This window comes from Marinobacter salarius (assembly GCF_032922745.1).
Taxonomy (GTDB): domain Bacteria; phylum Pseudomonadota; class Gammaproteobacteria; order Pseudomonadales; family Oleiphilaceae; genus Marinobacter.
The window spans coordinates 2,284,422-2,297,539 of the sequence record NZ_CP136693.1; the positions used below are offsets into that span (position 1 = coordinate 2,284,422).

At 44.0% G+C, this 13,118-nt stretch carries 13 protein-coding genes; all 13 read left to right on the forward strand.

Translation table 11 applies throughout. The features are described from left to right. Positions 1-70 precede the first annotated feature (70 nt). Complete coding sequence (locus R1T46_RS10570) at positions 71-1,327, forward strand: hypothetical protein (RefSeq protein WP_317308218.1); 1,257 nt, start codon at positions 71-73, stop codon at positions 1,325-1,327. Next, entirely contained in the window at positions 1,324-2,160 is an 837-nt protein-coding gene (locus R1T46_RS10575) for a polysaccharide pyruvyl transferase family protein (RefSeq protein ID WP_317308219.1), read from the forward strand. Before R1T46_RS10570 ends, R1T46_RS10575 begins: the two co-directional genes overlap by 4 nt. Further along, positions 2,153-3,070: a glycosyltransferase family A protein gene (locus R1T46_RS10580; RefSeq protein ID WP_317308220.1), complete on the forward strand. Its 918-nt coding sequence runs from the start codon at positions 2,153-2,155 to the stop codon at positions 3,068-3,070. Before R1T46_RS10575 ends, R1T46_RS10580 begins: the two co-directional genes overlap by 8 nt. Positions 3,071-3,088: 18 nt before the next feature. Then, the gene (locus tag R1T46_RS21630) at positions 3,089-4,135 is read left to right on the forward strand and encodes an EpsG family protein (RefSeq protein ID WP_407070152.1); all 1,047 of its coding nucleotides are present in this window, start codon (positions 3,089-3,091) and stop codon (positions 4,133-4,135) included. A 396-nt stretch (positions 4,136-4,531) separates the two neighbouring features. Beyond that, the gene (locus tag R1T46_RS10585) at positions 4,532-5,809 is read left to right on the forward strand and encodes a hypothetical protein (protein WP_317308221.1); all 1,278 of its coding nucleotides are present in this window, start codon (positions 4,532-4,534) and stop codon (positions 5,807-5,809) included. Next, positions 5,806-6,636, forward strand: a complete 831-nt coding sequence (locus R1T46_RS10590) for a glycosyltransferase (protein WP_317308222.1) — start codon at positions 5,806-5,808, stop codon at positions 6,634-6,636. Before R1T46_RS10585 ends, R1T46_RS10590 begins: the two co-directional genes overlap by 4 nt. 171 nt (positions 6,637-6,807) lie before the next feature. Continuing rightward, complete coding sequence (locus R1T46_RS10595) at positions 6,808-7,764, forward strand: SDR family oxidoreductase (RefSeq protein WP_317308223.1); 957 nt, start codon at positions 6,808-6,810, stop codon at positions 7,762-7,764. A 56-nt stretch (positions 7,765-7,820) separates the two neighbouring features. Then, positions 7,821-8,378: a sugar transferase gene (locus tag R1T46_RS10600; protein WP_317308224.1), complete on the forward strand. Its 558-nt coding sequence runs from the start codon at positions 7,821-7,823 to the stop codon at positions 8,376-8,378. A 35-nt stretch (positions 8,379-8,413) separates the two neighbouring features. Then, a complete protein-coding gene (locus R1T46_RS10605; protein ID WP_317308225.1) occupies positions 8,414-9,580 on the forward strand; it encodes a nucleotide sugar dehydrogenase in 1,167 nt (388 codons plus the stop codon). 186 nt (positions 9,581-9,766) lie between these two features. After that, positions 9,767-11,749, forward strand: a complete 1,983-nt coding sequence (locus R1T46_RS10610; RefSeq protein WP_317308226.1) for a nucleoside-diphosphate sugar epimerase/dehydratase — start codon at positions 9,767-9,769, stop codon at positions 11,747-11,749. Between the two features lie 164 nt (positions 11,750-11,913). Continuing rightward, the gene (locus R1T46_RS10615) at positions 11,914-12,120 is read left to right on the forward strand and encodes a hypothetical protein (protein WP_317308227.1); all 207 of its coding nucleotides are present in this window, start codon (positions 11,914-11,916) and stop codon (positions 12,118-12,120) included. Continuing rightward, positions 12,111-12,452: a type II toxin-antitoxin system PemK/MazF family toxin gene (locus R1T46_RS10620; protein WP_317308228.1), complete on the forward strand. Its 342-nt coding sequence runs from the start codon at positions 12,111-12,113 to the stop codon at positions 12,450-12,452. The genes R1T46_RS10615 and R1T46_RS10620 overlap by 10 nt, the downstream gene beginning before the upstream one ends. 44 nt (positions 12,453-12,496) lie before the next feature. Further along, entirely contained in the window at positions 12,497-13,117 is a 621-nt protein-coding gene (cysC, locus tag R1T46_RS10625) for an adenylyl-sulfate kinase (RefSeq protein ID WP_317308229.1), read from the forward strand. Position 13,118: the final 1 nt, after the last annotated feature.

Sequence of the window (13,118 nt, forward strand, 5' to 3'; positions counted from 1 at the left end):
AACAGGAAAACATAATTATAAAATATGTTAGGACATTGTCTGCTTGAATGCATCCAGATTCAGTTAAATCATGAAAAAGTTATTCGGAAAAAGTGAACTAGCTGTATATTTTTTAAAGTCTATACAAGCTCTTTCAAGCGTGCTTCTTACGTTTTATATAAGCTGGGCCTATTCATTAGAAGAGGTCGGTAAGTTTTCAGGCATACAAGCTTCTGCAATAGTGCTTGCCACATTGGCGTTAGCTGGAACAAATGAAAGTATTATCTATTTTGTTGCAAAATCAAAAGCAAAGATCGCAAGAAGTTATCTAAAACTATCATGCGCCTATTTCTTGTTGCTGTTATTAGGTGCTGGATTGTTAGGCCATATAGCGCTTTCATATTTTGATTTTACCAGTTTCGACATGCTTTTGGAAATCATTTACTTGGCCCTTCCGTTAGGGGTAATTATGATTATATCTGGATATTGTCGAGGATTAGATAAAGCAGCTAACGCCGCATTTTATGAGATTGGCATAATCGCTTTTCTAACGTTGTTAGCATTATTGCCACTGAACTATATGTTTAGTGAAGTTGATATACTGCTTGTATATACGTCGATCACTTGGATTATGCTTTTTGTGTCAATAATTCAAGTAGCATTTGCAACTGTTGGGGCCGAAAGCAGCGGGTCAAACGAAGGCATTAAGGCTTCAGAATATTTGCTCGGCTCATTACATTTTTCAGTTTTCTCAATTGTAGGGATGTCCACGTCTTACTTTACGATAATGATCTGTTCTGCATTTCTAGATTACGAAGCGGTTGGGCTAATAAAAATTGCTCAACAATTATGTATATTAGTGTCTTTTGTTCTGGTGCTGGGAAATTTCGTTCTTCCCGTAAAGTATTTAAGATTGTATGAGAGCAATAGACTCTTTGAGCTTGAGAGTTTGGCAAGGAAGTCCTCATTAATCATGTTTTGCGTTGGGTCGTTTATAGCTATTATATTGTTTTACTCTTTAGAATATATTTTTTTGGTGTTTTCAGTAAATATCAAAGACGATTCGTTTGTTTGGCTGATGGTTGGTGGGCAGTTAGTTAACGTTGCAAGTGGATCTGTGCTGACACTTCTAAAAATGACTGGTTTTGTACGTGTTGCTTCAATTCTTTCTATTGCGACGGCGATTAGTTATTTTTTAATGCTTGTAATTTTCGTCAGGTTCGATGGAATAGATGGTGTTGGCTATTCTATGCTCGTATTCTTTTTCTTCCAAAATGTAACCGCGTTATATTTGGTGCACAGGTTTATAGGTATTAATCCGGTTTTCTTTTTAAGGAGGGTTGAGTGAAATTAAAAGGAGTAAAAACCAAGGCGCTTGAGTACTTAGAGGAGCTTAGAACTCTAAATTATCCACTTAAACTAAATTATTGCATAGAGCAGAATGCAGGAGATTCATTTAACAAAGACTTTATCGGTGACTATTTTGGTGTCTGTGTAGGTAAAAATACAATGCTAGCCAAAAAGCATTATCTATTCTGTGGCAGCGTCCTTAGCAGATCCAATAATAACAGCATTGTAATAGGTGCTGGTCTGATATCCGATGAAGTTCGATATAAAGGAAGTGCCAGAATCCTCGGGGTACGTGGCGAATTATCGCTAAAAAAAGTTAGGAAGTTTCAGAATATAGATGAGGATATATTTCTTGGTGATCCAGGCAGCATGATAAGAGAAATTGCTCTACTCAATGATGATAGGAGTTTAACTAACTCGGGTAAGAAATATAAGCTAGGGATCATACCGCATTTTGTTGACTATCCGTACGTTCAGCGCAGTTTCTATAATGATCCTTCGGTGTTAGTCATTGACATAAAAAATAGATATGATCTTGTTGCAAAAAAGATCAAAGGTTGTGAGGCAATTGTATCAAGCTCCTTGCATGGCTTGATATTTTCTGATGCTATCGGAGTTCCTAACTCATGGGTATCCATCTCTGATCGCATTGTTGGTGGTGATTTTAAATTTAATGACTATTATTCGGTTTGTGATCTAGGGAAAATAAAAAACACTTGTCGAGACAAAAAGAGCATAATGAACGCTTCAGAAAGGTCTTTTGTTTCGAATCCACTCTTTTATTTCAAAATGAAAAACCTTGTGAATAATGAGTTTTTCAAATATGCCTGATCCTAGTATATCGGTAGTCATTCCCCTTTATAACAAAGAGAAGTATATTTGCAAAAGTTTAGAGTCTGTGTTGAGTCAAACCTATTCTCCTCATGAAGTTATTATCGTAAATGATGGATCAAAAGATAATAGTATTGATGTGTTAACAGACTTTTTGGATAGTCGTTTTTTTGAAAATTGTGTAAAAATAGTAGACCAAAATAATAAAGGAGTGTCTTCGGCTCGAAACTTAGGTGCCAGATATGCAACTGGCGATTACGTCGCATTTCTCGATGCTGATGATATATGGGATCGATCTTTCATCGAAAAGATGGTCCGTTTAATATGCACTCATCGTGGGTTTGCCATCTATTCATGTGGTCATGTTGTCAATAAGTTATCATCAGGGACGTATAGCTACAAATGTTATGGTAAAGAAGTGCAAGAGTTTAGTCGTGAGGCATTTTCACAAGTCATGAGCAGATGCAGTTTGGTCAATAGCTCGAAAGTAATTATCGATAAATCGCTATTTTTTGAGATTGGAGGATTCCCGGAAGGTATAAAATACGGTGAAGATTTATACGTTTGGCTTAGATTAATGCAAAAATATCGATTATGTTATCTACCTGATGCTTTAGTTACGATTAACCAAGACTTTGATCCTGAGCGAGCTAATCGAAATTCGCAAGTCATATATCCTTTAATATATTTCTCGGATGAACGGTCTATGTTGGTCAATTCGGAAAAGATCTATCTTAATAAAATTTTCTTTAGAAGCTTTTTTGTTAAGTTAGCTTCTGGTGATTGTGGGGCTGCACTGCGTACCGTCCACTATTACTCAAAGATCAGAGGTAAACGAGCGTTCCTTTATCTACCACTTGTGTTGTTACCCTCGTTTATTTATAGATATTTCTACAAAATACTTTGGTGACCAGTGATCTCGACTTATATGCCATATTTGGCATTGTTGTTACTTTACTTCTATTTCATTACATTGAGGCTCTTGGTAAAACCGAGCGGATATAGTTTTCTATATCTTTTCGCTTTCTGTCTTGTTGCTTTTTCAGGCCTTAGGCACTCTGTTGGCACTGACTATTGGACATATGTAAATTTCATTGTAGATATTTATAAGGGATACGATAGTTACATGGAGCCTGGTTTTGAGGCTATGGTCCGAATTGTTGGTGAGCCTCGCTTTGTCTTTTTTCTATCTTCATTATTGACAGTCTGTGGGTTCTTTTCGTATTTTAAACTATATCCCCCTGGGGTTGCTATATCCTTGGGGTTGTTCTTTTTGCTACCTATATTTTATTTATCCTCTTTTAATGGAGTGAGGCAGTTTATTGCAGTAGGTATCTTTCTGGCGGCATTAAGGTTTGTTGTTAATCGGCGCCTTGTTTTATATATCTTCGCTATTCTTTTGGCTGGTATATTTCATAAGTCCGCAATTCTTTTGTTGCCGGCTTATTTCGTTCTAAGATCAAGATATCTGCCATTAGTCCTAGTTGTATTTTCATTTTTATTGTTTGAAATGTCATATTTAATTCGTGACTTTACTATAATTTTCGGGTTTTCCGATAAATATTTTGGAGACGGTTTTTCCAATGAAGTTAATTACAAAAGTCTTTTTGTTGTGCCAGTCTATCTTTGGTTTTTAAAGACTTTCGCCCATCTTCGGTGTGAGCTAGTCTTAAAAACTGTGCTTGTTAATATGATGGGTGTTTCATCATTATTAGCGGTCGTTCCGCTTCTCATCGAGATACCTTCAAGTATTGTATTAAGAATGTCTACTTATTTTACTCCTGCGATTCTTCTATTGGTTCCAGTATATTTTTACTCGATTCGCGATAAATTTATAAGGTTTTCGTTTCTGGTATTTATTTACGTTTTCGCGATGCTATATTTTTTTGTTGTTGTGTATTTTCAAGGCCAGCATTATCAATTAGTTCCCTACTGTTTTTCATTTTCTTCAGAACCTTTCTGGGGTTGCCATTAAGCTAGCGATGATCTTATGTTTTTCCCGGTTAGTAGCGTTTGAGAAAAGTCTTTTATTATCGAGATTATTTTTAAAGTTGTTAGCTTTAATCTGCGCTGTAACCTTTAGTTTCGGTCCTTCTCGATATGGGTAGTTTTCTGCATGGTGCGTCTAAACCTTCCTTGCCTATGAATATTGTCTACCAACCAAGCTATCACTTGTGCGAAGATGTTTCAGGAATTTTAGATTTTTCTTCTCTAGATAGTATCAGTACTTGAACGGTGTTTAATATGTAAGTTTAGGTCATGTCTGTTGGAAACTAACTTCTTTTTTTGTTTTTTTAGCATATTGACGCAGTTCTAGTGGCTTTTACATCTATTAAAAATTATTGCATATAATAATATGAGGTAAGGTTCAGTGATTGATACCGAAATAAGTGTTGAAAAAATATCTACGATAGCAAAATATATGATATGCCCAAAGAGCCTTGATTGTGGCAGCTCTATTGAGAGTATGTCTGAACAAGGTCTCTCTGATTTCGAAGAATACGATTATCGGATGGGTTCGGTGTCTTATCAACCCGGAAATAGTGGTGATGTTGATGCCTTGCTGAATGCGATTAAACGATCTCTACAGAAAATCGATTCGTCTAAGCACCCGCTGCTACTTCTAAGTGATGGTAAAGACTCAATGGCCCTAGCGGTGGGTTATTCCAGATTAGGTGAAAGCGTAGAAACTCTCACTTTTTTGCGTCGCGAAGATCATGGGATGAAAGAATACATTACTAAGGTTTGTCGAAAACTTGGGCACCGACCGTATTTTGTTGAAGTTGATCATATATTGAACCAATTTAGCAAGGAAACATTCGTGGGTGCATGTGGTGTAATGGAGTCTCCTGTTCTTGATCAAGGTTTCATGTTTTTTTTGTATGGTTTGAAATCTTTTTTTGGTGAAGGCACTCGGAATGCTGACGAATATGTGGTGATTGACGGGCTAGGTAATGATGAGACTTTTGGTTATTTGCCTTCGTCTAATCAATACCGATCTTTCTTGTTATCTAAGCTTGGCTTGTGGAAGTTAATCCCTACCAATCTCAGAGCGCTTAAATGGTATATTAGATCACCATGCGAGTCTCATGGTGATCTATCGACTCTTGGCTGTATTTTCCCCATTCCGAAGAGTTTTGATCTTAATCAATATTTTTCTAAGGTTAAGAAATCATCAGAGCCAGTTTCCTTTGTGGATTTTAGGGCATTTTCGCGAGGCGCCTTTCATGATCACCAATGCATGATGGGTAAGACTAAAGCCGCTACTACTTATCTGGGCGCTGATGTCGTTTTTCCTTGGATAGATACTGAGTTGGCAAATTTTGTTTTTAATTTACAGATTGAAGATAAATTTGATTTTAGCTCATTAACTAATAAGTTGCTTCTTAGAAAATTGCTTTTAGCAGAGATAGGTTGGGAACAGAGTAAACGTGGTGTCGATTTATACTATGATCTCGAAGAGAAGTGGTTCAAGTCTGAGGTGCTGGCCTCTATTGTCCCATTTGAGTTGATTTCTATTATAGATAGTAACCTTATCCTGCCGAACTATGCAAAAAAAAGAGCCTACCTAGAACTTTTGAATTTATATGGTTTTTGCCTTAACCAAAAGATGACTCACGATGAGATTAAAGAGCTGTTGCTTGGATGAATAAGTTTTCTGTTCTGATGTCGGTTTATTTAAGAGAAGAGCCACACTGGTTAAATCAGGCTTTGCGCAGTATTTTAGAAGAGCAAACTCTTCGCCCTAGTCAGATTGTACTTATATGTGATGGCCCCTTGACCGAGGCTCTTGATTCTATAATCGCTAAATGGGCGGCTATTTCATTAGTCGACTTCGTTGTTCATCGGTTTAAGAATAATTATGGTCTCGGGTATTGCTTGCATGAAGGTCTTAAACTTTGTAAATATGATTTAATAGCAAGGATGGACGCAGATGATATTTCGTTTTCTGGTCGTTTTGAGAAGCAGGCGAACTTCTTAGATAGCCATTCCGATATTGATATTGTTGGTAGTTTCGCAATAGTGATTGATGGTGACGGAAATGAAAAAGAAATTCGGAAGTTGCCGGAGACTTGTCAAGATATTATCTCGTTAATATGGACATGTCCATTGATCCATCCCTCTGTTATGTTTCGGAAGTCTACTGTTGTTCAGGCTGGGTCATACTCTAAGACTCTTAAGCGCCGGCAGGATTACGACTTATGGTTTCGGTGTGCTATCTTGGGTGCCCGTTTTTATAATATACCCGAACCATTGATATACTATAGGATAACCGATAGTACTTATGGTAGAAATAGCTTTTCCGTCGCTTGGACGCAGGCGATTATTGGCTACAGGGGCTGCAGAAAGCTCTCTCTTGGAGCAAAGGCCTATGTAGGTGTTTTTTATCCTTTATTAAAGGCAATTCTTCCTCTTACTTTAAGGAAAAGTTTGGAGAGCTTTGTAAGGAAATTTGATCCTAGAGAAAGAAAGTAGCGACCTTTTCTTACGGAGGTGTTCGCTTTTTCTTATTTTTGGATTAATAAGGCGGTTTATCTATTGTCCAAATTGGATTTTCAACTGATATATGAATATTTTTAAGCCGTCGGATTTTTCTCATATTGGTTTCTGTGTGCATCATTTTCTATATCAAGGAGTTGTCAACTGTTGAGTAACCATACGAATGTGCTGGTAACTGGAGCCTCCGGCTTTGTTGGTAGGTACTTGTCAAAAACACTCTTAATAAGAGAAGATGTTAGCTTAACCGGCGCTGTAAGAGTGGTTGGCCCCTATGATTTTCCAAGTTCAGTTCCGGTCGGTGAGATTAATGAAGAAACAGATTGGTCATTGGCTCTGCCAAATAAACAAGTTGTAGTCCACACTGCGGCCCGGGTTCATATCATGAATGACGAGGTTGCTGATCCAATAAATGCTTTCCGCCAGATAAATGTCGCTGGCACGCTCAACCTTGCACGCCAGTCTGCTGAAGCCGGCGTTCGGCGGTTCCTGTTCCTCAGTTCTATAAAAGTGAATGGTGAAGAAACTCCATTAGGTACGCCATTTACAGCCTCAGATTCCCCCATGCCCAAAGATGATTATGGCACTTCGAAAATGGAAGCGGAGCTAGGTTTGTTGAAGATTTCGCGTGAAACCGGCATGGAGATTGTTATCATACGCCCACCTTTGGTGTACGGGCCGGGTGTTAAGGGTAATTTTGCAACTATGGTAGAGTTGGTAAAGAGAGGTGTTCCGCTACCCTTCGGCTCCATTCGCAACAAACGTTCGTTAGTAGGATTGGATAATTTGGTTGACTTGGTTATTACCTGTATCGACCACCCTGCTGCTGCCAACCAGGTTTTTTTGGCCGGAGACGGAGTCGATCTTTCCACTACAGATCTATTTCGTGGCATTGCCGGGGCTTTGGGCAAAAGTCCACGGTTGATTCCAGTGCCGCCGGGTTTGCTTAAGTTTGGTGCAACTATGTTGGGCAAAAGGGCGGTTGCTCAACGTCTGCTGGGTTCTTTGCAGGTAGATATTTCGAAAGCCCGCGATTTGTTAGGTTGGCGGCCACCGGTATCCGTGGAGGAGGGGCTAGCTTCGGCTGTGCGGGGCAAGGTTGTTTAATCTAAATTTCTGTGTAAGAAGCAGAGATAGTGAGCACTTTATATAGGATGGCATCTGTGATTCGGTTTCTTGATTTCGTGTTTTCCCTGTTTGGACTTGTTTTGGGTTTTCCAGTACTGCTGACGCTGACAGTGATAGGCCTATTTGATACAGGTTCGCCTTTTTTTAGTCAGGAACGGGTAGGTCGTAGTAGAACGCCGTTTACTTTGATTAAGTTCCGCACTATGAATAAGGATACTGCCTCGATCGCCAGTCATCTGGCGAGTGCAGATGCGATTACCTCCTTCGGAAGGCTTCTGCGCCGCACAAAGCTGGATGAATTACCCCAGTTGTGGAATGTGTTAAGGGGAGATATGAGCTTAGTTGGGCCCCGGCCTTGTTTGTTCAGCCAGGAGGAGTTAATTTCCGAAAGGGAGCAGCGTGGGGTTTTTGCCGCTCGCCCTGGCATTACTGGACTTGCGCAGATCAAAGATATTGATATGTCGACACCACAGTTACTTGCGGAAACTGATCAGAAGATGCTTGAAAACCTTACTATGAGTGCTTACTTCAAATACATTTTTATGACAGTTAGCGGTAAAGGGGCTGGTGATCGAGTTCCCGGGAAAGAATAAGTGTTTTCTAATTTGTTTTCTCGGAGTTTTACATTATGAGAATTGCCATCGTTGGCACGGGATATGTTGGCCTTTCTAACGCCATGCTGCTGGCGCAGCATAACGAGGTCGTCGCTCTGGACATCAACCCGGAGAAGGTCGAGTTACTGAACAGTCGCAAGAGCCCGATTATCGACACTGAGATTGAAGACTTTCTGGCCAACAAGGCACTCAACTATAGTGCCACGCTGGATAAAGAGCGGGCGTACAAGGGCGCGGATTATGTGATTATCGCCACACCCACGGATTACGACCCGCAGACCAACTATTTTGACACCAAGTCGGTGGAGTCTGTAATTCGGGATGTGACGGCCATTCATCCGGATGCGGTAATGGTGATCAAATCCACCGTGCCGGTGGGGTACACCAAGGATTTCTGCCAGCGTTTCGAGACCAGGAACATTATCTTTTCGCCAGAGTTTCTGCGCGAAGGCAAGGCGCTGCACGACAATTTGTATCCATCTCGTATTATCGTGGGTGAGCGCTCGGAACGTGCAGAGGTGTTCGCCAACATGCTGAAAGAAGGTGCTATCAAACAGGATGTGCCAGTGTTGTTCACCGACAGCACCGAAGCTGAGGCCATCAAGCTGTTTTCCAACACCTATCTGGCAATGCGCGTTGCGTACTTCAACGAGCTGGACACATACGCTGCCCGCCATGGACTGAACAGCCGCCAGATTATCGATGGCGTTGGCCTGGACCCGCGTATCGGCGATCACTACAACAATCCGTCTTTCGGCTATGGCGGTTACTGCTTGCCCAAAGACACCAAGCAGCTATTGGCCAACTATGAAGACGTCCCCAACAATCTGATCAAGGCCATTGTTGATGCCAACCGAACCCGCAAAGACTTCATCGCCGACGACATCCTGAGCCGCAATCCGAATGTGGTAGGGGTGTACCGCCTGGTGATGAAATCCGGCTCTGACAATTTCCGTGCTTCTGCCATTCAGGGCATCATGAAACGCATCAAGGCCAAGGGCATTGAGGTGATTGTGTATGAACCGGAGCTGGATGAAGGCGAGTTCTACCATTCCCGCGTGATCAGTGACCTGGCGCAGTTCAAACGCGAAGCGGACGTTATTGTTGCTAATCGTCGCAGTGAAAATCTGGCAGATGTCGGTGACAAGGTTTATACCCGCGACTTGTTTGGTAGTGACTGATAACGTTGCCGCGCCTCGATTCCGGGGCTCAAGGGTTTCAAATGTTTAATTCCGCGATTATTGCAACTCCCTCCTATACTCGATACTGGGTTCGTCATTTTTTGAAGAGGGGTAGTTTTCTGATTTGGGCTCTGGTCCGTGGGCAGCTGTTGGGCTTTCCATTCCGTATGGTGAGGGAGATATCTTGTGGACAGGGATAAACGGAATAAACACTCGGGCAGTAATCCTGTTGTTAAGGCCTTTCTGAACCTTCCCCGGTTCCAGAAGCGAGTTGTCTCTGTACTTTCAGATGCGTTTGTTCTGTTTTTTGCCATCTGGGCCGCATTTGCGCTGCGGTTGGAGCAGCACCTGTGGTTGCCAACCCAGGAGCAGTTGACGGTGGCAGCGATTACGGTGGTGTTTACGATTGCGGTGTTCATTCGCCTCGGATTGTATCGGGCGGTCATACGCTATCTCGGGGACAGGGCTTTTCTGACCATCATTTATGGAGTTGTGGCTTCTGCAACTACCCTAATTGTTTTGGGCTATCTGTTGCAGGTGTTCGTGCCCCGTTCTGTGCCCATCATTTATGGTGCCCTGGCTTTCCTGTTCGTGAGTGGTACCCGCCTGGGTGTGCGGATGATCGTGAACCACCCCAAGCAGCGGGCTAAAGAGGCTGTTGCCATTGTGGGTGCTGGTGAAACCGGCATGCAACTGGCGTCGGCGCTGGAGCAGGGTACTGAATACCGGCCGGTAGTGTTTGTGACGTTTGACCGTGCCAACCACAAATCCATGATCAACGGCTTGCCGGTTGTGAGCATTAATCACATTGCCAAGCATATGCCGAAGTACCGTGTGCAGCGGATATTACTGGCACTGGATGAGCATTCACAGATTGACCGCAAGAACCTGCTGAAGCAACTGGAGCCATTGTCGATTCCGGTTCAGACCGTTCCTTCCATGTCGGAACTGGTGGCAGGCCAGGCGCGGATTAACGACATCCGGGATCTGGAGATTGAAGACTTGCTGGGGCGGGACCCGGTTCGGCCGGATTCGGCTGTTGTTGCAAAGAGTCTGTATCAGAAATCGGTGATGGTGACGGGCGCTGGCGGTTCGATTGGTTCCGAGCTGTGCCGTCAGATTATTCGCCATCGCCCGCGCACGCTGGTGCTGTTTGAGCAGTCCGAGTTTTCCCTGTATGCCATTGAGCGGGAGTTGAGTTCCATCAACCAGGTTGAGGGGCTTGGGGTGGAGCTGCATCCGCTGCTTGGTAACGTGAGCCATCGCCGCCGGTGCGAGACTGCGATGCGTGCTTTTGGTGTGGAGACGGTATATCACGCCGCCGCTTACAAGCATGTGCCGCTGGTTGAGCACAATGTGATTGAAGGTGTACAGAACAACGTGTTCGGGACCTGGCACACCGCCGAAGCAGCAATTGCTGCGGGGGTTGAGCGTTTTGTATTGATTTCCACGGACAAGGCGGTTCGCCCCACCAACGTGATGGGAGCCAGCAAGCGGCTGGCGGAGCTGGTGTTGCAGGCGCTGGCGCAGCGGCAGCAGAAGACAGTGTTCTCCATGGTGCGTTTTGGTAACGTGCTCGGCTCTTCCGGTTCCGTGGTGCCGCTGTTCCGGGATCAAATTCGCGATGGTGGCCCGGTTACGGTCACCCACGAGGATATTATCCGTTACTTCATGACCATCCCCGAAGCCAGTCAGTTGGTGCTGCAGGCTGGCAGTATTGGCCTGGGTGGTGAGGTGTTTGTGCTGGATATGGGCGAGCCAGTGAAAATTGCGGACCTGGCCCGCAAGATGATTCACCTAATGGGGCTGGAAGAGAAAACGGAGAGTAATCCGGTTGGCGATATTGAGGTAACGTTTACCGGCCTTCGCCCGGGGGAGAAGCTCTATGAAGAGCTGTTGATTGGTGACGACCCGCAGGGTACCTCACACCCACGGATTATGATGGCGAGGGAGGTGTCCCTGCCCTGGGAGCAGGTTGAAGATTTCCTCAGCCAGCTACAGCGTGCCAGTCAATCCTTCGATTGCGGCGCAATTATCGACGTGCTGAAGAATGCCAAGACGGGCTACGCGCCCAATGGCAACCTGGAGGACCTTGTGTGGTGCAACGGGCAGTCAGACGTGGTGACAACAGATCGCCAGGACGAGAAGGTACGCCGTTTGTCAGTGTAGGTCGAATTAGGCGAAGCCGTAATCCGACAAAACTCGTAGCCTGATGGGTTCCGGGCCGTTTGAGCCTTCGGGTATCGGCAGGCACTTAGAAAGACTATTCAGTCAAAGCACGTTCCAAAGTATATTGTTATGATGGTTCGAAAGTCTTGGTAGCGGAGGGAAGCATGTACGCTGTCGAATTTGAAGCTGATATTCGTGATGGTGTAGTCAAGATACCTGAGGAATACGCCCGCTTAAAAAATACCCATGCACGAATTGTGGTTTTACTCGAGGGTGAAAGCTCGGATTCAGAGCTGCATGCACTTTCAAACCATGCGGCGGGGAATGTTGAAGAATGGAAGGACCCAACAGAGGATGAGGTATGGAGGTAGAGCAGGGAGAGCTTGTGCTATGCGAATTCTATTTTTCAGATCTTGGTGCCAGTAAGCGAAGGCCAGTTATCGTTTTTCGGGATAATCTTCCGTTTGATGATTTTGTTGGCATTCCAGTGAGTAGTAAAATCAACATGCTGCACCACGATGAGTTTTTGCTCGAGTCTGAACATATTGTTGAAGGATCATTGCCGAAAGTTTCAAAGGTTATGGTTCGGAAAACACTAGTTATCTCAAAAAATGTCATCACAAAGAAATACGGAAAGTTAACCCCTGAACGCCTCCATAAGTTGCATGCAGATTTTTGTAGATACTTTGAGTGCTGTGACTGATCGCCAGAATAGATAACGAAGTTCCACAAGCAAGGTTGCTGTTCATGTCTGAAAATATCGTCTGGCATCACCAGAAAGTCACCCGGGCGGACCGGGCCTCCATCAAGAACCAGAGCCCGTGCCTGCTATGGTTTACCGGGCTGAGTGGTTCCGGCAAGTCTACGATCGCGAACGCACTGGATGTAGCGCTGTTTGAGCGTGGCTATCACACCTTCCTGTTGGATGGTGACAATGTGCGCCACGGCCTCAACAAGGACCTCGGATTTTCCGATGAGGGTCGTGTTGAGAACATCCGCCGTATTGGCGAGGTCAGTAAGCTGTTTACGGATGCCGGAGTGATTGTGCTTAGTGCGTTTATTTCTCCTTTTACCACGGACAGACGCTTGGTACGCAACCTGTTCCCGGCGGGTGAGTTCATCGAAGTCTTTATGGATACGCCTCTCCAGACCTGTGAAGAGAGGGACCCCAAAGGTCTCTATGAGAAGGCCCGGGCCGGTAAGATCAAGCACTTTACGGGCATCGACTCCCCCTATGAGGCCCCCGAGCGGCCGGAAGTGCGCCTGGATACGTCGCAGATGTCGGTGGATGATTGTGTGAATCGGCTTATCAGCTACCTGCTTGATCGACAGCTGATTTTCACGTCGTCGCAAGCGACTGGAGCGTAAG